General features: G+C 36.5%; 22 protein-coding genes and 2 tRNA genes. 4 read left to right on the top strand and 20 right to left on the bottom strand.

Features of this window, described 5'->3' with window-relative positions:
- Nucleotides 1-11 precede the first annotated feature (11 nt).
- The 8 genes from acsn021_RS01250 to acsn021_RS01215 all read right to left on the bottom strand — a co-directional run bounded on the left by acsn021_RS01250 (nucleotide 12) and on the right by acsn021_RS01215 (nucleotide 8,133).
- On the bottom strand, nucleotides 12-860 hold the full coding sequence (locus acsn021_RS01250) for a hypothetical protein (protein ID WP_184093798.1): 849 nt from the start codon (nucleotides 858-860) through the stop codon (nucleotides 12-14).
- 115 nt (nucleotides 861-975) lie between these two features.
- Nucleotides 976-1,218 carry a hypothetical protein gene (locus tag acsn021_RS01245; RefSeq protein ID WP_184093799.1) on the bottom strand — a complete coding sequence of 81 codons (243 nt, stop codon included), beginning with the start codon at nucleotides 1,216-1,218 and terminating at the stop codon, nucleotides 976-978.
- 353 nt (nucleotides 1,219-1,571) lie between these two features.
- On the bottom strand, nucleotides 1,572-2,048 hold the full coding sequence (locus acsn021_RS01240) for a GNAT family N-acetyltransferase (RefSeq protein ID WP_184093800.1): 477 nt from the start codon (nucleotides 2,046-2,048) through the stop codon (nucleotides 1,572-1,574).
- 11 nt (nucleotides 2,049-2,059) lie between these two features.
- The gene (locus tag acsn021_RS01235) at nucleotides 2,060-2,806 is read right to left on the bottom strand and encodes a class I SAM-dependent methyltransferase (RefSeq protein WP_184093801.1); all 747 of its coding nucleotides are present in this window, start codon (nucleotides 2,804-2,806) and stop codon (nucleotides 2,060-2,062) included.
- A 621-nt stretch (nucleotides 2,807-3,427) separates the two neighbouring features.
- Nucleotides 3,428-3,958 carry a GNAT family N-acetyltransferase gene (locus acsn021_RS01230; RefSeq protein ID WP_184093802.1) on the bottom strand — a complete coding sequence of 177 codons (531 nt, stop codon included), beginning with the start codon at nucleotides 3,956-3,958 and terminating at the stop codon, nucleotides 3,428-3,430.
- Between the two features lie 216 nt (nucleotides 3,959-4,174).
- Nucleotides 4,175-5,578 carry a 23S rRNA (uracil(1939)-C(5))-methyltransferase RlmD gene (rlmD, locus tag acsn021_RS01225; RefSeq protein ID WP_184093803.1) on the bottom strand — a complete coding sequence of 468 codons (1,404 nt, stop codon included), beginning with the start codon at nucleotides 5,576-5,578 and terminating at the stop codon, nucleotides 4,175-4,177.
- A gap of 21 nt (nucleotides 5,579-5,599) precedes the next feature.
- Nucleotides 5,600-6,541 (bottom strand): 3'-5' exoribonuclease YhaM family protein, encoded by a 942-nt coding sequence (locus tag acsn021_RS01220; protein ID WP_184093804.1) that lies wholly within the window; start codon nucleotides 6,539-6,541, stop codon nucleotides 5,600-5,602.
- Between the two features lie 236 nt (nucleotides 6,542-6,777).
- Nucleotides 6,778-8,133: a S1C family serine protease gene (locus acsn021_RS01215; protein ID WP_184093805.1), complete on the bottom strand. Its 1,356-nt coding sequence runs from the start codon at nucleotides 8,131-8,133 to the stop codon at nucleotides 6,778-6,780.
- A 219-nt stretch (nucleotides 8,134-8,352) separates the two neighbouring features.
- Between acsn021_RS01215 and acsn021_RS01210 the strand changes: the two genes are divergently transcribed.
- From acsn021_RS01210 to acsn021_RS01200, 3 genes are read left to right on the top strand one after another with little or no spacing between them, the layout of a single operon-like run.
- A complete protein-coding gene (locus acsn021_RS01210; protein WP_184093806.1) occupies nucleotides 8,353-10,731 on the top strand; it encodes an endonuclease MutS2 in 2,379 nt (792 codons plus the stop codon).
- Between the two features lie 19 nt (nucleotides 10,732-10,750).
- Nucleotides 10,751-11,476, top strand: a complete 726-nt coding sequence (locus tag acsn021_RS01205; RefSeq protein WP_184093807.1) for a response regulator transcription factor — start codon at nucleotides 10,751-10,753, stop codon at nucleotides 11,474-11,476.
- 42 nt (nucleotides 11,477-11,518) lie between these two features.
- Nucleotides 11,519-12,940, top strand: coding sequence for a HAMP domain-containing sensor histidine kinase (locus tag acsn021_RS01200; protein WP_184093808.1), 1,422 nt, complete (start codon nucleotides 11,519-11,521; stop codon nucleotides 12,938-12,940).
- A 181-nt stretch (nucleotides 12,941-13,121) separates the two neighbouring features.
- Here the strand turns inward: acsn021_RS01200 and acsn021_RS01195 are convergent, their stop codons facing one another.
- From acsn021_RS01195 to acsn021_RS01170, 6 genes are all read right to left on the bottom strand, one after another.
- Nucleotides 13,122-13,622 carry a tRNA (cytidine(34)-2'-O)-methyltransferase gene (locus tag acsn021_RS01195; protein WP_184093809.1) on the bottom strand — a complete coding sequence of 167 codons (501 nt, stop codon included), beginning with the start codon at nucleotides 13,620-13,622 and terminating at the stop codon, nucleotides 13,122-13,124.
- A 47-nt stretch (nucleotides 13,623-13,669) separates the two neighbouring features.
- Nucleotides 13,670-14,137 (bottom strand): chemotaxis protein CheX, encoded by a 468-nt coding sequence (locus tag acsn021_RS01190; RefSeq protein ID WP_184093810.1) that lies wholly within the window; start codon nucleotides 14,135-14,137, stop codon nucleotides 13,670-13,672.
- Nucleotides 14,138-14,239: 102 nt separating this feature from the next.
- The gene (locus acsn021_RS01185) at nucleotides 14,240-15,409 is read right to left on the bottom strand and encodes an aminotransferase class I/II-fold pyridoxal phosphate-dependent enzyme (RefSeq protein WP_184093811.1); all 1,170 of its coding nucleotides are present in this window, start codon (nucleotides 15,407-15,409) and stop codon (nucleotides 14,240-14,242) included.
- Nucleotides 15,406-15,888 (bottom strand): Lrp/AsnC family transcriptional regulator, encoded by a 483-nt coding sequence (locus acsn021_RS01180; protein ID WP_184093812.1) that lies wholly within the window; start codon nucleotides 15,886-15,888, stop codon nucleotides 15,406-15,408. Before acsn021_RS01180 ends, acsn021_RS01185 begins: the two co-directional genes overlap by 4 nt.
- 71 nt (nucleotides 15,889-15,959) lie before the next feature.
- Nucleotides 15,960-16,946 carry an AIR synthase family protein gene (locus tag acsn021_RS01175; protein ID WP_184093813.1) on the bottom strand — a complete coding sequence of 329 codons (987 nt, stop codon included), beginning with the start codon at nucleotides 16,944-16,946 and terminating at the stop codon, nucleotides 15,960-15,962.
- A 192-nt stretch (nucleotides 16,947-17,138) separates the two neighbouring features.
- Complete coding sequence (locus acsn021_RS01170) at nucleotides 17,139-18,710, bottom strand: VanW family protein (RefSeq protein WP_184093814.1); 1,572 nt, start codon at nucleotides 18,708-18,710, stop codon at nucleotides 17,139-17,141.
- A 277-nt stretch (nucleotides 18,711-18,987) separates the two neighbouring features.
- Between acsn021_RS01170 and acsn021_RS01165 the strand changes: the two genes are divergently transcribed.
- Nucleotides 18,988-19,590, top strand: a complete 603-nt coding sequence (locus tag acsn021_RS01165; protein WP_184093815.1) for a hypothetical protein — start codon at nucleotides 18,988-18,990, stop codon at nucleotides 19,588-19,590.
- Between the two features lie 68 nt (nucleotides 19,591-19,658).
- On the opposite strand, the gene acsn021_RS01160 is transcribed toward acsn021_RS01165, so the two are convergent.
- The 6 genes from acsn021_RS01160 to acsn021_RS01135 form a co-directional block, all read right to left on the bottom strand.
- Complete coding sequence (locus tag acsn021_RS01160) at nucleotides 19,659-20,384, bottom strand: 3'-5' exonuclease (RefSeq protein WP_184093816.1); 726 nt, start codon at nucleotides 20,382-20,384, stop codon at nucleotides 19,659-19,661.
- Nucleotides 20,385-20,407: 23 nt separating this feature from the next.
- The gene (gene nth / locus acsn021_RS01155) at nucleotides 20,408-21,064 is read right to left on the bottom strand and encodes an endonuclease III (RefSeq protein ID WP_184093817.1); all 657 of its coding nucleotides are present in this window, start codon (nucleotides 21,062-21,064) and stop codon (nucleotides 20,408-20,410) included.
- Nucleotides 21,065-21,108: 44 nt separating this feature from the next.
- The gene (locus acsn021_RS01150) at nucleotides 21,109-22,932 is read right to left on the bottom strand and encodes a B12-binding domain-containing radical SAM protein (RefSeq protein ID WP_184093818.1); all 1,824 of its coding nucleotides are present in this window, start codon (nucleotides 22,930-22,932) and stop codon (nucleotides 21,109-21,111) included.
- Nucleotides 22,933-23,133: 201 nt separating this feature from the next.
- Entirely contained in the window at nucleotides 23,134-23,562 is a 429-nt protein-coding gene (locus acsn021_RS01145) for a putative ABC transporter permease (protein ID WP_184093819.1), read from the bottom strand.
- A 150-nt stretch (nucleotides 23,563-23,712) separates the two neighbouring features.
- Nucleotides 23,713-23,783: transfer RNA gene (locus acsn021_RS01140), tRNA-Gly, on the bottom strand.
- A gap of 33 nt (nucleotides 23,784-23,816) precedes the next feature.
- Nucleotides 23,817-23,902 (bottom strand) — tRNA-Leu (locus tag acsn021_RS01135).
- Nucleotides 23,903-23,978 lie beyond the last annotated feature (76 nt).

The raw sequence follows: 23,978 nt of genomic DNA, 5'->3' as shown, positions 1-23,978 counted from the left end.
ACCCTTCTCCCCTATTTATTTTTTTGCTCATTGCCTTTATAATAGGCCTTCACCATCTCCTCCACGGGTTTGCCTGTTTTCTGTGATAACAGCTCTAGCTTACTCATTAATTCTTGTGTTAAACCTTTCGTTTCTGCATCCGATAGTTGATATTTTTCTTTCGTTCCTTGATTTACTTTACTCTCATTCATGGTACTTTGAAATAATTTCTCACCGCTTTTTTGATAGGTAACGATTAGTTCATCTGTAACCTTAATATTATTTACATCTGCATAGGCCAAGAGATTCATTATTTCAGTTTCCTTCAATTTTTTATTTTTTAGTTTTTCATATTCCTTTTTGTATGTGTCTTTTAATTTTTCATATGTTTTTTCCCGATTCTCTTCTAATATTTCTTTCTTTATTTCTGCCAGTGACTTACTGGAATCCGTCTTTTTTTCCAACAGAATTTCAGGCGCAATGCCTGTCTCATTGCTTATCTTGTCTGCTTCAAATATATCTACCACTGAATAACCTTCTTGCATCATGGCTTCAATTTCTTCTTTACCTATGCTATAGACATCCTTCCCCTCAGGATTTAGTGTGACTTTTGTCCCTTTATACATGATTTCTCCTTCCATATCTGAGATAGATGTATTTTTATGGTATGGTGTATTTTCTGGAATAATAGCTTCCGATTCTATTTCAACTAAATCTACCGATGGTAATGTAGTTAATCCACTATTATCCAAACTAGAATCATATTTTTTAATAGTTAGTTTGTTCTTTTCATTTTTTGAATATCCTGTTAAATATCCACTAAAGCTAGATGCTAATAAGCCTACACATAACGTAATAGCTATAATTTTTTTATGTTTCATATGATTACCATGTCCTTTCTAATACCTGCAAACTCTGAGCCAAAGGCACAAAGTTGGGTCTAATTTCGTATTTTTTTGATGTAAATTGTTGTAGATAAGAAATTCTGGCTTATTTTTATGAAATAATCTGAATGCCTAACAGATTGCCATTGCTGTCATAGTTAAGTACAGCTATTGTTACTCCTGCCTTTTTAATTTCAACAAGCCGGTTATTGGTATCATATACATACTCCATTAATTCAACTTGTCCTGTCTTTCCTACTTTTTCAGCTAGTGTAATTTGTCTGGGATTACATAGGAATACAAGCGAGATAGCAATGGTAAATAATCCCAACCTTTTTAAATTTGTTTTTATCATATACTAATACCTCCCATAATGTATTTTTCCCTTTTATAATACAAATTATCCCATATATTGTCAATCTGATATTTGCTGTATTTTCCATTTTTTATTCTAATGTTTGAAGGTGATTGGAGGAAAGGGAGAATTAATAAGATTTAACAGTGCCAGGGATAAGATTAGGTTATGTACTAACTATCTAATATAAAGAAAGTTGATAGCTATGTTTTCTTTCAAAACATAACTACCAACTTTCATTCAGCCACTATGAACATAATGCTTTATGACTTTTTTCTTTTCGTTGGACAAAAGAGCTACCCTCTCGATGTTCATACGGTTACTCTTAAAAATCTATTATACAGCAATACTACTTACAATTCTAACACTGTAATAGGCTCATTATTATAAACTTCACCGTTATCGCAAAAACCAAAGCTTTCATATAATTTTTTAGCCACTACATTATCTGACTCATATGGTATCCAGCAATATTTTGCTGTGCCTGCCGGAAATGTACGTATGTACTTAAGGATTTTTACCATCGCCTCACGACCATACCCACGATTCTGATATTGTTCTCCTATCATCAGCCGTAATATACAGTAATTATCCTTTGCCATATCAGGCTGTTCATATCCTGTATTTCCATAAACAATCATAACAAAACCTACCATCTGTTCATCAGCATAAATAGCAAAGGGTATCGGACAACTACCATTCGTTGTTAAAACATAACAGGATGCGACACTTGATAAATTAGATGCCACAAATCGTTGTTGCTCTTTTGTAACTTTTAGCTGAAACAATTCCCTCCGATTATCCAGTGTAATTTTCCGTAAAGTTATCATTTTTTTCACTCCTATCCTTTCTTTTTAAGTTCTATAAACAAATACATAGGTATTTTACTAAGCCATTCAATTCGTAAAGAACTTCTCAACTGCTCCATGGTGGGAATAGGTTCATTCATATCAGCCAATATAAAATCATTTTCATTGAATGCCTTAATATAATGGGAGAGTGTTCTGTGTCGATATATAAGAGGTGTATTTACTCCATTAATCATATCTGTCCATTCTGTCGGATTAAAATAATCCTTGATAGCTACCTTAATTCCATCTTCCTCTAATATCCATTTACTTTCTTTGGGCTTAAAGCACGGATGGAGAATGGATATAAAGACCTTTCCATTATGCTTTATTACCCTATGGATTTCTTTTAATGTTCCGTCGAGGTCTTTCACATCCATTAACATCATAGAGCATAAAACAATGTCAAATACATCATTCTGAATATTAGTTAGCTCATTGGCATTCCGCCTCAACGCCTTAATATTAGTTCCTTCTTTCATAGCTCTATCAGCAACATAAGTTAACAAAGCTTCTGAACAATCAACTGCTGTAACAACTGCCCCCATATCAGCAAGTGCTCTTGAATATCCTCCTTCTCCGCATCCTAAATCTAAAATATGCTTAGCCTTTACATCTCCAATTGCTTTTAAAGTATATGGCATAATATAATGCATGCGAAAATCATTATTTTGTGCTTTCATTATATACTCTTCAATCTCTACGTTATTCCAGCATTCCGTTGAACTATCTTTTTTCATTTAACACACATGCCTTTCAATTTTTTGATGACCTGTTCCAAAAAGGGAATGTCCTGCGTAGCTCAATAATCCTTCCGTTTTAACACCCGTTGGTCAATATGCTCCCTTTTTTCATATTATGCTGCCTTTGTAATCATTTGATACCCTCCTTAGGTTAGGATCCTTTATACCGGTAATTCCATTGTACTTCGTATCAAAAAAATTACTAGACTTTAATTACAACTTATGGTATGATTTAAGATGTACTATGCTTAAAAGAGCTTCTTCAAATTTCGAAGAAGCTCTTTATTTATAACCATATATTCTTTAATCAATTTCAACAATCTTAATGTATAGTTTCATATTTATTGTTAATAAAAAAATCTTTCGGTATCAGATAACAATTCTACAAATCAACTCATTACAGATCTATCTTAATCTTAACATTATAATCCACTGTACTTTTTCGCGTTAATAAAACGCACCTCTCAACGTGTTTCTCTTTATCCAACGAAGTAGCAAGTTCATTTGCAACCCCTTTCGGGATTGCAAATGAACACGATACTTTTTAATGTTCTTTCATCAATCGTTTCTCCTTAAAAAAACACGCTCCGAAATGGACGTGTTTCCTTATGTATATAATTAGTCAGAATAATTTATAAAGTCTTTTTCCTCGAGTTCGTAATCAATTGAGGATTGTAGCTCCCCTAGTTGATTTTTCCACGGTTCTACATTTACCCGTATCTTCTGAAATCCTAATTTTTCATAAACGTGTTGAGCTCTAAGGTTGTTTAGGTTCGTATCTAAAATTATCTTCTTATAACCTAAATCTTTAAAAAGAGCATTGATTAACATTGAAAGCAACTTCTTTCCATGACCCTTTTCCTGCTTTGAAAAATCACATATCTTTATGCCTATTTCTGCAATGCCATTACCTTTGTTTCGATAATTCATTTCACCTGTAGGCACTCGATCAACTTCAATTATAAGACGTCGATGAATTTCATCTGTATCACATGAAAGCTGTTGAATTATTATTTCTTCTGATATACCGAGTCCATTAGGGAACCCTGCATGAGCCATAACTTTTCCATCATTCCACCATTTACATAAAATAGAAGCATCATTTGAAGTTGCGTTTCTAATAGTTAAATTATTATTTCTTATAAACATTTAATATCCTCCAATTTTTTCTGGAGGGTTAAATTATAGTCGCCCTCCTTAAGCTTGTTAATATTACTCTAAAATTATTTCTCATATCATATCATCCTTTCTCAATTATTCTTAAGCATTAATTATGGTATAATCACCATTTGATTATGCCATTGATATTCTATCATATATTCCTGTAATTGGAAAGAGATTGCTATAAAAGCAATCTCAATTTCTTTACATCTTCATTTCAATTTCAACATGATATGCCTTTTTCTTTTCGTTGGATAAAAGTACAACCGTCTCCACATGTACACTATGAGCAAACTGGTCAACTACCTGTACCTTAACCAGCTCATAGCCTCTATCACAAAGATAACGTGCATCCCTTGCCAGCGTTGCCGGGTCACAGGATACATACACAACCCTTTTGGGCTGCATCTGAATAATGGTATCAAGTAAACTTTGTTCACACCCTTTTCTTGGAGGGTCTACAACGATAACTTCAGCATATATTTTATCTTCCTGATATTTTAAAGGTAATACATCTTCTGCTGCCCCCACAAAAAACGCAGCATTTTTTATCCCATTAATCTCTGCATTTCTTTTAGCATCCTCTATTGCTTGTGGTATAATCTCAACACCATATACCTGCTTTGCTCTTTGCGCTAAAAACAAGGATATAGTACCGATTCCGCAGTATAAATCCCATACGGTTTCCTCTCCTTGTAAACCGGCATAATCAAGAGCGGTTTCATACAGTACCTTGGTCTGTCTGGGGTTAACCTGATAAAAGGAAAGAGGAGATATCTGATATTTAACATCACCGATATAATCTGTAATATACGGCTGTCCCCACAATGGAATAACCTTATCTCCAAGAATTACATTAGTCTTTTCTTTATTAATATTAAGACTGATACTGGTCATTCCCTTTATTAATTTTAACCTGTTAATCAATATATCCTTACGAGGAATGTCCTTGCCGTTAACAATCAGACATACCATAATTTCACCCGTGACAAACCCTACCCTGGTTAAAATATGGCGCAAAAGCCCAGTATGAGTTTCCTCCTCATACATGCTAATATCATATTCCGTTAAAAATTCGCGGATAATCTTAACAATCTCTACATTTTCTTCAGCCTGAATGTAACAATGCTCTGTATCAATTATGGAGTGGGTACCGCCTGCATAAAATCCGATAAGTGGTTTCCCATCCTTACTCTTGCTCACCGGAAACTGAGCCTTATTTCGGTAATAATAGGGTTCTTCCATTCCTATGATGGGTTCCATTTTGATTTCACTGCCAAAGCCGCCGATTCTTTCTAAGCAGTTTTTTACCTTATTCTGTTTATACTCTAACTGCTTTTGATAATCCAAATGTTGAATTGCACAGCCCCCGCATTTTCCTGCAATACTGCACTTTGGAGTAACACGGTAAGGAGATGGCTTAAGAATCTCCATTAACCGGGCGTAGCCATAATTTTTTTTACATTTCATAGCCTTAACCCGAACCGAATCCCCTACTAAAGCATTTTTTACAAATAAGGTATAGCCCTGGTATTTTCCGATTCCTTCGCCTTGGGAACCAATGTCTTCAATCTCTATTATACATTCTTCATTTTTATTAATAATCATGAATTTTCTTCCTATAATCCTTTAAAAGGTGGTCCTTCTGATGTTGGATTCGAATAAACGGCTAAGTCCCAGCCAAGTGGCCTTTTCATCTCCGCTGTTTAATAATTCTGTCATTGTCTGAATTTTTGCATCGGTATTGTCTGCAAAATTTAGAGCCAACGCTTCGATAATAGCCGGCTTTTTGGGAGAACCATATTCCAACTCTCCATGGTGCGCTAAAATACAGTGCTTTAGCTGTGCTGCAAGTTGAGGCGGAAATCCCTGTATTGTACGAATCCTTGCTCCTATTATTTCAGCCCCGATATAAATATGTCCTAAAAGCTGTCCGTCATCGGTGTAGTCATTTTCAGGAAAAGTAGATAACTCCTCCATCTTACCCACATCGTGAAACATGGCGGCACATAGGAGTAAATCTCTGTTAAGTATCGGATAGTTATTTGCATAATAATCACACAAATTCACTACACCTAAAGTATGTTCCAATAATCCACCTACAAATCCATGATGTACACTTTTTGCGGCAGAATGTTTTTTAAAACGCAGGGCAAAGTCTTTATCATCTGCAAAAAAACTTTCTGCCAGCCTTTTTAAGTGAGGCTGTTGAAATTTAGCTATATATTTTAATAAGTCACTGTACATTTGTTCAACATTTTTAGCCGTTGTAGGTACAAAATCCGCAGGGTCGTATTCCCCTTCCTGACTTCTTCTAACACGTTTTACATTTAATTGCAAGGAGCCTTGAAAGCTTACCACCTGTCCGTCTACACGAATATACTCCATAGCCTCAAAGTGGTCAATTCCAGAAGATAGTTCCCAAATCTTTGCATCCAAGGTTCCCGATTTATCCTGTAAGAGCATGGAATAATAATTCTTACCTGCTTTTGTCTTTAATGTCTGTTTTGTTTTACAGAGATAGGTTTCTGATACCATCTCCCCATCTCTTAATTCTCCAATATATCTCATTCAGATACCCGGCCTTTCTAACTCTTTTCCTATTTTAACAACCAATTTGACCAGCATGCACCGGATTTTCCGTCGTCTACGCTTTATTATAACCTAGGCGTCCCCTCTTTTCAACCTCAATAAGGGTTTTACTCACCATCTCCCGTAAGCCCTTTTTCGCTAAATTATGCACAGGAGGTTAAACGGCATAAAAAAAGGAGCTTGTACTCCTTTTTTATGTTGCTTATTTTACATGATTAGTTTACCTTTTTACTTAAAGTTACTTCTACTTCAAGCATCTTAAGTTCACTTTTAACTATTCGCTGGATGGTTATTTTTATCTTAGACTTTGGCACAGAAGAGGATAGCTGATTATAAAAACTACTCATAGAAATTATGGGTATATCGTTAACCGTTAATATCATATCCCCACTTTGTAAACCTGCTGCTAATGCAGGAGAATCTGCTTCCACTTCTGTTATGCAGATTCCGTTTTCAATGCCTGCCTCTAACAGAGCAGCTTCTGTCATATCTGTACCTTTTATACCAAAGTAGCTTCTGTCCTTCTGATTTGCCATATCTTCAATTATCTTTTTAATTTTTGAAATTCCGATAGCTGTATTAACCTGACCGTTGTATTCGTCTTTTAATTTATTTGTAATCAGGCCTATCACTTCACCTTTTAGGTTAATGATAAATCCGTCACTGTTTTCATTATAATTAATATCCGTTTGAAATACATCAATACGATTGTCTGTCACGGGAAGGCTAAGCCCTTTACTGGTGACTATACCAACCTCCATCGAACCAACATAACCATTGGGGCTTCCCAGTGCCACAATAAACATACCGGAAGACAACGTGTAAGACTCCCCTAAGTTTGCTATTTGTATGGAATCTTTCACAGACTCCGGAATTTCTACAAGGCTTAAAGCAATTATAGCCAGATTTAAATCTACATCATAATCCTGAAGCTTTGCTTTAACCTGTAAGCTGTCATGTACATTCACTCTTATGTCAGCTGCATCCTTGACCTTATCATAACTTACCAGTACCAGTAAATCTTCTCCATTATCAGCAACTACAAGACCCGTCGTCATACCAGCTGATTCATAGTCATTATTAAATACATCTTTACTGTTACTAATGGCAATGACCTTCACCACAGAGGCTTCCGCCTTACTGACCAGATTTCGTAAATCCTGAGAGATACTAATTAAATCCTTTATGTCAGCGTTAATATATTTTTCTATTATAACAGTTTCTGTTTTAGGCTCTGTCTCTGTTTCTCCGTCGTTTTTTCCATCACTGTCTTCTTCCTCGCTGCCGCCGGTTCCACTATTTCCATTTGGATTAGTGTTATTATTGTCCTCAGGTGTTATCGTGGGGAACTCCACTGTTTTTTTATCTTCATTTTTCCCCAGCAAACGATTAATAGCAGGTCCTGAGATACAAAATACCACTCCTGCTACAAGCCCGAATATGCATGCCAGAATAATTGTCCATGCGGCGGAATATAACATTCTCTTTATTTTAAACTTCTTTTTGGAGGTTACCTGCTCCTGAATAAAGGAGTATACTTTCCCATCTTTACCGTTATTATCTTCAGACATTTCTTTTCTCCTTTAGGACAATCCGTAGGTATATTTTATCATGTACTTATGAACATTATATGAATGAATTGTAAACAAAAGGGGGATTCTCTTCTATTTTTCATTTTATTGTTTTAATTTTGCTCAAAATAAGGTAGAATAAAGAATTAGGAAGTAGCGGCCTAATTCTTAGATCAGCAGGAAATAATAGATATTTTTATACATGTATGGAGGAAGCTTATGAATGAAAAAGCTTTGAAAACGCTCGAATATTTTAAGATTATAGATAAATTAATTGTTCTTGCAGGCTCCGGCCTTGGAAAAGAACTTTGTAAAAACCTTTTACCCTCCAGCAACCTGGAGGAAATTATAAAAGCACAAACCGAAACCACGGATGCCCTGTCGCGTATTTTTCGCAAAGGAAGTCTTGGTTTTTATGGAGTGCATGATATCCGTCCATCCATCAAAAGACTGGAAATCGGTTCAACTCTTGGTGCAGGAGAACTTTTGCATATCAGCTCTGTTCTGGATGCCACCTTACGAATTAAAGCCTATGGTGCCAGAGCTGCAGAAGAAAATACAGGTGATTCCCTGGATGAAATGTTTAACACTTTAGAGCCTTTAAGCCCATTAAGCAACGAAATCAGACGTTGTATCATCAGCGAAGAAGAAATAGCAGATGATGCCAGCTCTGCCTTAAAAAGCATACGCAGATCCATGAAAGTAACTAATGACAAAATACACGAACAATTAAATGCCATTGTAAGCTCTCAGACTTCTAAGTCCCTGTTACAAGAGAATATTGTAACTATGAGAAACGGACGCTACTGTATCCCCATCAAACAGGAATACCGCAGCCAGTTTCCGGGCATGATTCACGACCAGTCCTCCTCCGGTTCTACACTTTTTATTGAACCCATGGCAGTTGTGAAGCTTAACAATGACTTAAAAGAACTTGAGATTAAGGAACAGGAAGAGATTGAGAGAATACTTGCGGCGTTAAGCAATCAGGCCGGCGAATATAAAGAACAGCTTGAGCAAAATATCAAGATATTACCTCAGCTTGATTTTATCTTTGCAAGGGCTGCCCTGTCAAAACAAATGAAATGCAGCGAGCCAAAATTTAATGACAGGGGAATCGTAAATATAAAAAAAGGAAGACACCCTCTCATTGATACTAAAAAGGTTGTTCCTATTGACATTGTCCTAGGAAAAGACTTTAATCTGTTGGTTATAACCGGGCCTAATACCGGCGGTAAGACTGTTTCCTTAAAAACCGTAGGCCTTTTTACTCTTTTAGGGCAGGCCGGTCTTCACATTCCTGCCTTTGACGGGTCAGAGCTAGCTGTATTTGAAGAGGTCTATGCTGATATTGGGGATGAACAGAGCATTGAACAAAGCTTAAGTACCTTCTCTTCTCACATGGTGAATACCGTATCAATCTTAGAGAAGGCGAATTATAAATCATTAGTACTCTTTGATGAATTGGGTGCCGGTACTGATCCGACAGAAGGTGCTGCGCTAGCTATGGCAATCCTTTCCAATCTTCACAAAAGACAGGTTCGCACTATGGCAACTACCCATTACAGTGAATTAAAGGTCTATGCACTTTCCACAGAAGGCGTTAGCAACGCCTGCTGTGAATTTGATGTTGAGACCTTACGCCCCACGTACAGACTCTTAATTGGTATCCCTGGAAAAAGTAATGCCTTTGCCATCTCTTCTAAATTAGGCCTTCCTTCTTCTGTAATTGATGATGCGAAAAACCTGATTGGAAGTCAGGATAAGAGCTTTGAAGACTTAATAGCCGAACTCAATAACAGCCGCATTGCAATTGAGAAGGAACAGGAAGAAATCAGTAATACAAAAAAAGAAATTGAGGAACTAAAACGTAAGCTGGAAGAGAAATCAAACCGTTTCGATAACGCAAAAGAAAGGCTATTTGCAGAGGCCAATGAAGAAGCCAGGAAAATTCTGCAGGAAGCCAAAGACGTTGCCGACCGTACGATTAAGAATTTTAATAAATGGAGTACTGACGGGGGACTTGGCAAAGACATGGAAAATGAACGTAATGCACTAAGAGAACGTTTATCAAAAACCGAATCCAAGTTAGCTATAAAACCCGGTAAGAAAAATAATAAGACCTCTAAGGCCGGTGACTTTAAGCTTGGTGATTCCGTTAATGTTTTAAGCCTTGGTTTAAAAGGTATCGTAAACAGTCTGCCAAACGCCAAGGGTGATTTATTTGTTCAGATGGGTATTCTTCGTTCTCAAGTTAATATCAGTGATCTTGAATTAATTGATGAACCCGTAATCACCGGGCCAAACCTTAACCGTACCGGCAGTGGCAAAATAAAGATGTCAAAAGCCTCAACCATCAGCCCCGAAATCAATGTTATCGGTAAAACCGTTGACGAGGCACTGCCGTTATTAGATAAATATTTAGATGATGCCTATCTTTCTCATTTGCCGCAAGTTACAGTTATTCACGGAAGGGGTACGGGTGCACTAAAAAATGCCGTTCATGCGCATTTAAAGAAAACCAAATATGTTAAGACTTACCGCGAAGGTGCCTTTGGCGAAGGCGGACAGGGTGTTACGATAGTAGAATTTAAATAGTAGTCAGAAAGGAGTCTATATGGCTGCGAAGCAAAAAATTTTAATTGTGGATGATGATGTTAATATAGCGGAATTAATCTCCCTTTATTTAACCAAAGAATGCTTTGACACACAGATGGTACATGATGGTGAAGAGGCAATTCAGGCATTTGGTACCTATCAGCCGGGTCTTATCTTGTTGGACCTGATGCTTCCTGGTATTGACGGCTATGAAGTATGCCGTGAAATTCGCAAAACCTCTTCTGTTCCTATTATTATGCTGTCTGCCAAGGGTGAAATCTTCGATAAAGTATTGGGACTTGAACTAGGTGCTGATGATTATATTATCAAACCTTTTGACTCAAAAGAACTGGTTGCCAGAGTCAAAGCAGTATTAAGACGTTTCCATCCAGTGGTTACAGCAGCCCCTCCTCAAGCAGAAGCACCGGCACCAGAACAAACGGGAGACTATGTTTCTTATGCTGACCTTATTATTAATCAATCCAACTACTCCGTGACCTATTATGGCAGCACCATAGAAATGCCTCCAAAAGAACTGGAATTATTTTATTTTTTAGCTTCTCATCCCAACCAGGTATTTACCAGAGAACAGCTTTTAGACCATATCTGGGGCTATGAATACATCGGAGATACCAGAACCGTAGACGTACATATTAAGAGACTACGGGAAAAGATAAAAGACCATGCCTCTTGGAGTTTATCCACTGTTTGGGGCATCGGTTATAAATTTGAAACAAAAAGATAATTGTAATGATATCTTAAGACGATAAAAGGGGGAAAGAGAACTTTGAAACGATACTTGTGGCTTCAATTGCTGGTTTTATACTTAGCCTCTGCTTTCTGTATGTTCTTTCTCTTGAATACCTACGGGTTAGACCGTTATGAGCAGAAGCTGATTGAAGACAAAAAATCCTTGTTATACAATGAGGCTACCTCCATATCCTCAGATTATATGTCTAGTTATTATGATAAGCAGCTCTCTCTCCCTTATCTCTCTACCCAGATAAAAACCATTGGCTCCATTCTAGAGGCTAGAATCTGGATTGTTAACACCAAAGGTGATATAATTTCTGATACCAGTAAGAATATTACCGAAGGGGAAGAAGTAAATGTTCTAAGTATTGATCCTGACTTTTTCGATGAAACCTTTTCAGATTATACAGAGTTAGAAGGTGTATTGACAGAACCAATGGTTACTGTTGTATATCCTGTAGTATACAAATATCAGACAAGAGGTTACATTGTTATCCACTCCTCTTTGCAGGAAATACAACGAGACAGCGTATATGTCATTGATACCATCAATATATGCTTGTTAATATTTTTAGTATTTTTGCTTGTTATATTTGTAGGTCTGTATTATCTGACCTTACATCCACTAGGTAAAATAAATAAAGCCGCACAGGAATACGCGAAGGGTAACTATTCTTATCCATTAAAATTAAAGCGGCAGGACGAGTATGCTACTCTGGCAGCTTCCGTGTCTTATATGGCAGGAGAACTGGATAAACTAGATGATTACCAAAAAAAATTCGTAGCGAATATATCCCATGATTTCCGTTCCCCATTGACTTCTATCAAGGGTTATGCAGAAGCTCTTCAAGATGGTACTATTCCATATGAACTCAAGGATAAATATTTAGGCATTATCCTTTTTGAGACAGAACGGTTGAATAAGTTAACTACCAGTCTTTTAGCCCTAAACAGTTTTGAAAACCATGGTACCCTCTTAGATATCGTATCTTTTGATATTAATAATATAATCAAAAAAACAGCGGAGAGCTTTGAAGGTACCTGTACCCAAAAAAAGATAACCTTAAATCTTATCTTTTCTTCTAAGGAAACCCTGGTAAATGCTGATATGGGTAAAATACAGCAGGTACTTTATAACTTGTTAGACAATGCCATAAAATTCAGCCATCACAATTCAACTATAAAGATTTCCACAGTTGAAAAAGGTGATAAGGTCTTTGTATCTGTTAAAGATAATGGTATCGGCATACCAAAAGAGAGCATAAAGAAAATCTGGGAGCGTTTTTACAAAACAGATACTTCCAGAGGTAAAGATAAAAAGGGCACCGGTCTTGGTTTATCCATTGCAAAAGAAATTATAACTGCTCACGATGAAAATATAAATGTAATCAGTACTGAAGGCGTTGGTACCGAATTCTTATTTACATTAGCGCGAACAGAAGGCTTTTTAATATAGTAAATGAACGCTAAAGTCAACAAATCTACTAGCTATTTATTTATTCAAACACATAAATAAGCAGATGCAAGTTATTCTTGCATCTGCTTATTCGCTTTTATAATCTGTTCACTTTTGTATTACAACCAAGATATGTATTAATATCTTTCTATACATCTTCAAACAGCAATATCTTATTTATTTACAAGCTTTCATCCCAAGTGTGACGGTGAAGCTGACCTTCCCGCTTCATTCCTGAAAATTCATTCTGTCTTAAAGCCTCATATAATACTATGGCAACCGAATTAGATAGATTAAGGGAACGTATCTCCCCAATCATAGGTATACGTATAGCAGTATTTTTATTCTTAAGAAGGATTTCTTCTGGTATCCCTGCACTTTCTTTACCAAACATAATAAAGCAGTCGGGCTCATACTCTACCTCTGTATATACATTCACTGCTTTTGTTGTTGCCATATATATCTTAGCACCGGGATTTCTGGTTAAGAAATCCTCAAAACTCTCGTAAACCGTTACATCCAAGTCTTTCCAGTAATCCAGACCGGCTCTCTTAATTTCTTTTTCTGTTAACTGAAATCCCAGCGGTTCTATCAGATGCAAACTTGTGCCGGTTGCAACGCAGGTTCTACCAATGTTTCCCGTATTAGCAGGTATCTCAGGTTCAAATAATATAATATTCATATTTAATCTTCTTTCAATCTTTCAGCTCGCATGACAGCGGTCTTATATTATCCCATTATTGCAACATTAATTTCAATATTATTACCATCCACATAAGCCAGAGGAATACATATATTCTGGGAAAAACTATTGGAAAATGAAACATTACCACTACAAAGCGTAGGTGGTGTTATATCAATTCCAATTCCCTTGGTAGAAAAAATAGTTGCAGTATTACCCATAATCATATTCCCTAATTCACATACAGCACTGGTTGACATTTCATCCAGTTGTGTAACAGGCATCATTATCATTTTTGAAGCAATATCACAGGCCACTGTATTCGGAAAGGCAATCATGGCCTGTCCCCGGATTTCTCCTGTAATACCAATCATTATAATAATTGTATCATCCTTAAATTCTGTGTTCTTCACATATGGTTTTCCGATTTTTACATCTACAAAGCACATATCCTTCAAGATTTTGGTAGCTGCAATTAGAAACGGGTTAATATGCTCTGCATTCAAACCTGCCATAGTACTTTCCTCCTAAGTAATTCATAAAACGATTTTATCACAAAAATCACCGGTATGACAATAAAAATTAATTTTTTCACAATAAAAGGGTAAGTTTGGCGTTTACTGGTTATTTTTATGTTTTTTCACAAACCGTTCTATACGCTCTATTGCTATTTTTAGATTTTCTATAGAATAAGCATAGGAAATTCTTAAGAACCCTTCCCCACAATCACCAAAAGCTGTCCCTGGAACTACCGCAACTTTTTCCTCTTTTAACAGCATTGTTGCAAATTCTTCAGAAGACATACCCAGACTCTTAATACAAGGAAATACATAAAAGGCTCCAAAAGGTTCAAAACATTCCAGTCCCATCGTTTGAAATGCATTGATTAGATATTTTCTTCTTTGGTCATAGGCTACACGCATCATGTCTACATCTGCATCACCGTTTTTTAATGCTTCAATAGCTGCATACTGGCTGGTTGTAGGTGCACACATAATTGCAAATTGATGGATTTTTATCATTTGCTCAATTATATTAGCCGGTCCTGTGGCATAACCCAGACGCCATCCGGTCATGGCGTAAGACTTTGAAAACCCATTGATTAAAATAGTTCGTTCTTTCATTCCGGGAAACTCAGCAATGGATATATGATTTCGTCCGTAGGTAAGTTCTGAATAAATTTCATCAGATATAATATATAAATCCTTTTCTTCTACTATTTTAGCAATTTCTTTTAAGTCCTCATATTCCATAATAGCTCCGGTGGGGTTATTAGGAAACGGTAATATTAATATTTTGGTCTTATCTGTAATAGCTTCTAGTAATTCTTCTTTCGTTAATTTAAACTGATTTTTATCTTTTAGCTCAATAATTACTGGCTTCCCTCCTGCTAAGGTTACACAGGGTAAATAGGAAACATAACTAGGCTGTGGTATCAGTACTTCATCCCCGGGGTCAAGCATTGCCCTTAAGGAGATATCAATGGCCTCACTACCTCCTATTGTCACAATGGTTTCGTGATCAGGGCTGTAGTTTAATTGGTATCTTCGATAGAGGTAGTTGCATATCTCTTCTTTTAATTCCTTTAGTCCTGCATTGGAGGTGTAAAAGGTTTTTCCTTTTTCGAGAGAATAGATTCCCTCCTCCCTAATATGCCAAGGCGTATCAAAATCAGGTTCTCCCACTCCAAGTGATATAGCGTCTTTCATCTCACTTACAATATCAAAAAATTTGCGGATTCCTGAAGGCTGAATATTAACCACTAACTTGGATAATGGATTTCTCACGGTGTAATCAACATCCTTTCATCCTTTGTTTCATGAACTAAGGGCAGCCCATGTTCTTTGTATTTTTTTAATACGAAATGCGTTGCTGTACTGAGTACAGCTTCCATAGGTGCTAATTTACTGGATACAAAGTTAGCAACTTCTCTCATGCTTTTGCCTTCAATGATTACTGTTAAATCAAATCCGCCGGACATAAGATACACCGATTCCACTTCATCAAACTTATAGATTCTTTCCGCAATTTTATCAAAGCCCTGTCCCCTTTGTGGAGTTACTTTTACTTCAATTAGAGCTGTAACCTTTTCGCTTTGGGTCTTATCCCAATTAATTAAAGTCGGATAACCGCAGATAACTGTATCCTCTTCAAGCTGTTTAATAATTTCTGCTACTTCCTCCTCTGAACTTCCTAACATAGCCCCTAAATCCTTGGCAGAAAGTTTACTGTTTTTATCGATGGCTGTTAATATTTTTTCTTTCAACCGTCCTCATCCTTTCTATATTTTTTTGTTATACACCGATTAATTGCAAAACTCTTACTTCATACTATTCATTACTTCCATATTTTATACAGTTCATCACTTTTAGGAGGTGCCAGGAAACGTTTTTCATCATCATTTAAAACAACCCTGTCATTCCCCTTTGTTACCCTGCCGATTACTGCTGCCGGTATACCCTTTTTCTCCAACGCCTCTACCAGTGCATTTGCTTTATCTGTAACCATTAACATTACACCGCTAGATATCAACTGATAGGGATTTAAATCAAAAAATTCGCATAATTCTACTGTCTCTTGTCTTATTGGGATTTTTTTAAGATTCACTTCAAGCCCTACCCCTGAAGCTGCTGCAAGTTCCCATAGAGCTCCATATATACCGCCCTCTGTCACATCATGCATTGCTTTTACTTCCATTTCTCTTCCGATTACAGCCTCCGGAACAACAGATATATGTTTTAGAAAATCTTTAGCATTTCCGATGAATTCTTTCGTATATCTGGATAGCAATTCCACTTCCTTTTCCCTGGCTATAATAGCAGTTCCTTCAAGTCCTGCCCACTTTGTCATGACTACCTCTTCGCCGGGTTTAATACCTGCGGTTTTTATCATTTGAGATTTCGGCATCTTACCAACTCCGGTAACGGTTATGACCGGTTGGTTAACTGCTGCGGTAATTTCAGTATGCCCGCCCATAATTTCAATATTAAGAGATTGACAAACCTGCTCTATATCCTTCATTAAAATCTTTAATTCCGATTCCTTGCTTCCCTCCGGGAGCAAAATCGTAAGCATAATACCGATTATCTGAGCACCATTCGAGGATATGTCATTGGCAGTAATATGTACAGCAAGAGTTCCAATATCCTCTGTTGTACCGGTAATTGGATCCGTAGAGATTACAAATACTTCATCCTCTTTTAGCTCCACGACACTGCAGTCCTCACCAACACCGGGACCCACCAGTACTTCCTCTCTTCTATGTTTTATTTGTTTTAAAATTGATCTTTTTAATACTGATTCCGATACTTTGCCTATGTCCATATAGCCTCCTTACTGGTTTTTTAGTTAATTCATTTTACTTAATTCAAATAGTTCATTTGATATAATGATAGCCCATATAATGAAAAGGGGGTGTTGCAAACCTCTACTACACTTTACCGGTATTATTAATTATACAAGTAAGGTTTTATTTGCAACAGCCCCTTTATTTTAATTTTATGTTAGCCCTTAAGCTTAAACTCCGTCTTCCGCTTCAATACTCTCTGTTGATTCTGTTTCTTCTTGACTTTCTGAAGAAGTGTCATCAGAGTTATTATCCTCAGGTTTGGCAGTAGGTTTTTTACCGGGCTTCTCATTCGTTGTATTACCTGTATCTGTACCGTCAGTTGGACCTTCTTGTAATCCACCTCCAGAAGTTTCAGTAGATGGTTCTTCCTCTTCTACTTCTTCTTCCTCTACCATGGAACCTACGGTTACATATCTTGGAGATGCGTTATATACGCTTTTATTCACTCTTGTTCTACTAACTTCAGTTCCATTTTCATATACAACCTTATATAACTCGGCCACATAACCGGTATGAGCAGACTGAGTTGTTATCTGGTAAGATTCTGGTTTGGTTGGATCTTTTGTAACAACATCCGGACCCGGTTTTGTTTCACTTAAAACAACTGACTCATACTTAACTGTTCTTTTGGTATCTCTGGTTTCATTTCCCCAGATGTTAAAGGTAATCGTCCTGTCTCTAGTATAAACCTCAATTAGAATAGGAGAATCCTTATCATTCTTAAATTTTAAATCCTTCCAGGTTCCGGCAATGGCAGAATCCATGGATAATTTTACATAGCTAACAGTCATAGAGTGAGGTGCACGTTCTACTACTTCTAGTTCCGACAATAATACTGCATTATATAATGTAGTGGTTACCTGACAAGCACCGCCACCAATACTGTCTACTACCTTACCATTGGCATAAGCACCGGCTTCATAGTACCCATTGGCTTTTGTGAAAGGTGTAAGTTTTTCGTAGGCTGAAAATACATCCCCTGGGTACAATACCGTGTTATTGATAAGTCTGGCACCATTTGCCAGATTCCCCGCTCTATCTGATGAGGAAGTAGTGTAGGTGGTTGAAAAAGTACCTAAAAGAGTTTTTACCTTCTCAACATTTTCTCTGGTGTATTTAGGAATATCTTCCTCCACGACAGCAGTGATTGCTATATCCTGTTTATCCCAACCTTCTGTAAGCGAATCCTCAATTGCCTTTAAGGTATCTTTTATATTTACTTTTCTTCCTACTGTGTGATTTGTATATACAAAGGCTCCGTTTTCTCTTTTAACGGCAGCATTCTCAGCTTTTACATCATGACTGCTAAGTTTTTCTTTTATGAAATCTTTTACTTTATCTTTTTTCAATGCAAATTCAAGATTATAAACCAGACTTGCCTCTTCTGTATCCTTTAATTCCTTGTATCTTTTAATTAGATTACCTGACTTACCAATCAACAGCGCATCATCAAGATAGTTATTATCTTTATAATGTAAGCCTAAATCCTCCAAGGTTGATTCCTCAGAAGCATCGTCCACTGTTATGGTTATTTTTTTAATTTTAAGATCGTCTATATATTGGTCAACGGCTTCTTTGGCTTGTACTTTTGTCATACCGCCAATATCTACGGAATCGATATATACACCTTTCGTTATAGTTTCTTCCTCAGAAGCTGCTAACACCTGACTTTTTATTCCGATTGAAAATAAGCATAGTAATAAAAATACCATCACTCTGATTATTATTTTCTTCTTCATACGGTTACCTCCCTTTTCGCGTACTTGCATTTATTGTAACATAATCCCTAGATTTATCAAGATAATATTTCTGTTGTTTGACATTTTAAAATATATTATGTATATTCTAATTAAACCACATAAGGATTACATAATTGCGCTTAGCAGAATAGGTACTACCATAGATAAAACCACTACAACAATGATAGCAGTAGATATGGCTTTTCTTACTTTTCTGTTATTAAAGTTCATCTTGTCACCTTCTTTACTATTTATTATTTCAGAAAGGAATGATTTTATGCTGATTGTAGTAACAATTATAATTATATTATACCTTCTAATCCGTTTTTCTGGTTCTAAAACCACCTTTAACCTGCGTAAGGAAAAAGAGGCTTTCCTACAACGAGAACGGCAGGCCAATGTAACACGTAAGAAAGACCTTTCCGGGTTAAACTACATTAATATTCCTATCGATACTCTTCCCTTCATAGCCACTGAGGATTCGGAACTAAAGGCTATCCAGAATACCGTAAAAGAATTAGCAGATAAAAAAATCCTTAATCTAACCGGATTGTCAAATACCGATTTAAAATTAGAATACGGTACCGCTAATATTACCTTCCTATCTCAATGTGACGGTAACTTTACACTACTTGCCAAAACACTTTATAAATGGGCCTTGTGGCTTCATGACCATGCTATGGAGAACGAAGCTTTATCCGTTCTTGAATTTGGTATACAGTGTAATACTGACGTTAGTAAGCACTATTTTCTTCTAGCTGAGCATTACATAAAGTATAACCAAAAGGAAAAAATAAAAACATTAATCCAGACCGCAGAAGGTATAAAATCTCTTTCTAAGGATAACATTATAAAATACCTTAAGGAATTGCAGTCCTAACCTAATATTTATTTAAAACCCTGTCCAAGCTTTAATTATAATTATTATGCTGATAGTATAATACAATCTTAATAGTTTATTCTACCCTTCTCCAGGATAATCTTATCAATTATTCTGGAGGCTTCACTTTGCGTGAGAGCTTCTACTGATTTTATATAATCTATCTTATGATATTTTATTAAATCTATCAAGTAATTTTTTTGTTTGCCGGTTATTGGCCGGTTCTTTTTTACCTTATAGCTTAAAGCTTTCGGCTCAAAAACAGCCGGTTCTATTTCATAAAATTCATTACAAAGTTTTACATAAAGTAATGCTGTTGCCTTTGCGTCGTCATAGGCTCTGTGAGCATGTTCATTGATTATCCCATAATATGCACAAAGACTTCCCAGACTTTTACTCTCTAAATTCGGTAATAATCTCCGGCTTAAATCCAACGTATCAATCCCGTTCCTATCAAAATTTTTTCCCTGTCTTGTGAGCGCAGTTTTGATAAAACTGTAATCAAATGATATGTTATGCCCCATAAGAATATATTCTTCCCCCGCAAATTGGTGGAATCGAGTAATAACTTCTTCCTCCATACCGGCTGAAAAGAGCATATCATCCCTTATTCCGGTAAGGCTGACAATTTTAGGCGGCAGTTTCATCTGCGGGTTTATGAATTCACTGAAAGTTTCTCGTATCTTACCGTTAATTACCTTTAATGCCCCTATTTCAATAATCCGGTCTCTGTCAGGACTTAAACCGGTTGTTTCAATATCAAAGCAGACAAAGGTTGTAATCCGGTTATTCATTTGTTCTTTTCACCTTACTTCCTTTATATTTTACCCGGCCATTTACAATAAGGATATAAAAAACACTCGCTGCATTTGGGGCTTCTGGCCGTACAGATTGTCCTTCCATGGGCTATAATCTGGAGATTGTAAAGAATCCAGTGGTCTTTTGGCAATACATCCATTAAATCAAATTCAATTTTAATCGGATCTTCTTCTTTCGTAAGTCCTAACTTTCCAGAGATACGTTTTACATGGGTATCTACAACTATACTTGGTTCATGATAGATATTTCCACGAATTACATTGGCAGTTTTTCTTCCTACTCCGGCTAACTTCGTTAAAGATTCTATATCGCTTGGTACTTCTCCTCCATATTCTGTAACCAGTGTTCTGGCACATTCTATGATATTTTTGGCTTTATTATGATAAAAACCGGTGGAGTGAATATCCTTTTCCATTTCTCTGATATCCGCCTTTGCAAAATCTTCTAACGTCTTATATTTTACAAAAAGGTCTTTGGTTACAATATTCACCCTTTCATCCGTACATTGCGCACTCAAAATAGTGGCAATCAATAGCTGCCAGGGTGTTTCATGGTTTAAGTAGCATTTATACTCTGTCGTATAATATGCATCTAAAAGGGCTAATATCTTTTCCACCCTTTCTCTTTCTGCTTTTGTTATTCTTCTCTTTGGCATATTTACCCCCATTTCCTAGAAAAGATGAACACATAAGTTTATGTTTACAGATTCACAAGGAGTGTTCTTGCCTGAGAATCCAAAGGGTTACGGTGCAAGTAATCATAAAGCACAAACTGCTCTTTTTTAATAACTTCACCCTTCTTTACTGTCTGCTTAATGTCTATTGAATAATGCTCAACATGTAGATACGGCTTTACCTGCTCTGGCATTTCCTTTGTTTCAAATAGTCTAAGACATTCCATCAGCTTGTCATTATCGGCATAAAATTCCTTATATGTTTGCTTATACCTATTACAATCCTCAGCAAATCTTGGCCGGCTCTTTAATTTTTCTCTTAGATACAAATCATGTACTAAAATATCTTGAAAGGCTGCTATTTTTAATTCTTTATCCTTGTCACATCTTATCAGTTCCGTAAAAAATTCCAATAGAATTTCATACCTTCTTATTCTCGAGTGGCTAATACCCTCATATTCCTTTTTATCATAATACCTCCCAAGCGCCTCATAAAGCTTATAGGGAGTTGCAAAAAAGTGTTCCATATATTTTATAGCATATTGGAACTGTCCGCTGTTATAGTAGACTTCTGCCATCTCTTCCACTTTTTTCAAGGTAAGGATATCTTCATAGCTTAACCAGTTTGTATACAGTACCTCATAGGGGGGCTTGCTTTTGTATACAATGCCCCACTTTCGGCTTTCAGCCTCCATGGCAGAACCTTTTAAGACTTTTAGAAAACCAAGCTGTAACTGATCCGGCTGCATCTCATATACTTCATTAAAGGAATTCTGAAAGGAATCCATATCTTCATAAGGCAGTCCTGCAATCAAATCTAGGTGCTGGTGAATATTCTTCCCCTTATGAATATAGTCCACTGCTTCTTTCAACTTACTAATATCCATTTTACGACGAATTGCCGTTACAGTTGCATCATTGGTTGATTGTACACCAATCTCTAACTGAACCAGCCCCGGTCTAAGAGTAGATAGTAAAGCTAACTCCTCTTTATCTAATATATCAGCAGAAACTTCAAAATGAAAATTAGTTATACCGTTATCCTGTTCTTTAATGTAACGCCAGATGTCAAGAGCATGTCTGCGGTTGCAGTTAAAGGTTCTGTCTACGAACTTAACCTGTGGTACCTTGTATGCTAAAAATATAGACAGTTCTTGTTTCACTAATTCAAAATCTCGCAGCCTGACCTTCTTATCAATGGAAGAAAGGCAATAACTACAGGAATACGGACACCCTCTGCTGGTCTCATAATATATGATTTTATTTTTAAACTTCTCCATCTCTTCATAGGGAAACGGAATTGTACTTATATCTAACTCGTTTCGAAAAGAGTTTTGGAACAGCTCCTCTTGGTCACTACCCACCCAGCTGTCATCTTCTTTTATTACTGCACTTCCACGGTAGGTTATCCCTTTTATCTTATTCATAGATATTTTCTCATCCGGTTCTTTTATGCCATACCAGGAATGATAGTACTTCAAGAGTTCTAGGAAGGTCTCTTCCCCTTCCCCATACATAATACCATCTACTGCTTTCATGTCTCTAAGGCATTTTAAGGAATCATACGTCACTTCCGGACCACCCAGCCAGATTTTTGTATCCGGCAAAAGCTTCCGAAGCTCTGTACAGAGTTCCTTGACCATGGACATATTCCAAAGATAACAGGAAAATCCTATGAATTCAGGTTTTTCACGATATATGCTTTGCAGAATATGATCCGTATATTGATTTATTGTAAATTCCATCAGCATTATACTGTCCTTGAATTCCTTTGCATAGCTTTTTAAATAATGAATTGCAAGGTTTGAATGAATATATTTTGCATTAATTCCTATCAGTAATGTTTTCACGTTATGCTCCAGTCTCTCGTTCCTGTAATAACAAGTGCAAATTCATACCTTCACACTTATTTATTAAGTAGGGCTATTTTAACATAAAAACACCTGAAATGTCAAAAATCCCTTATACCGTACAGTGTACTTTAAATGGTATAAGGGTTTTCTACTAAAAATATTAACTTTTATTATTTTTTATCCTATAGGTAGCTACATTTAAAATATTTTATACTGAGGTTTTTCTTCCCCTAACAGGTAATGTTTTAGATAATCGTCCATCAATATGGCCGGCAGAGATAGTAAAAACCATATATTTGTATATAATAGGCATATCTGCCCCATAAAATTATAAGGTAACTCCGAATAATCCCACACACCAAGTCCCATAAAGACATTAACGATAAGTCCCACAACAAACTCTATAATGGTTACAATAAGGGCTGACATGACCATCTGGCTGATTAATGAAATCTTATAGGGAAATGCTTCATTTAGTAAGCCTATAAGAATAAAACAGATTCCACCGGCTATCAGCATAGAGATATGAGAAAAGCCCCGGAACAAAATTTCTACTCCGCAATAAGCATAACCGCCTACGAAAAACAATAATATATATTTTAAGGTGTTGTTGTATAGTTTCAGCATTTGTTCTTGTCCTTTCTAAAAAGAAGCCTCTTAGTCTTCCAGATAGGTAGTACCTCTGTAAATGAAAGCAACTAAAAAGTTACAGTATAGTATACTCAGGACAAGATGGAATTAGTCTTATGAAACATTGCTAATTTTAGACAACAAAAAAGCGGGTGATGGGAATCGAACCCACGTATCTAGCTTGGAAGGCTAGTGTTCTACCATTGAACTACACCCGCATAAATTATATAAAATTGTTTGAAAGTTTTTAATGCCGGCGACCGGAATCGAACCGGTACGGGAGATTAGTCCCGCAGGATTTTAAGTCCTGTGCGTCTGCCAGTTCCGCCACGCCGGCATCTGTAAGATGAAACGAGTCATCTACAATTCTTTCTGACAAGTTAGAATTATACCATAGTATTTTATGGTTTGCA

Source organism: Anaerocolumna cellulosilytica, assembly GCF_014218335.1.
Classification (GTDB): domain Bacteria; phylum Bacillota; class Clostridia; order Lachnospirales; family Lachnospiraceae; genus Anaerocolumna; species Anaerocolumna cellulosilytica.
The sequence above is the reverse complement of the archived record's forward strand: the minus strand, read 5'-3'. Positions and strand labels throughout refer to the sequence as shown.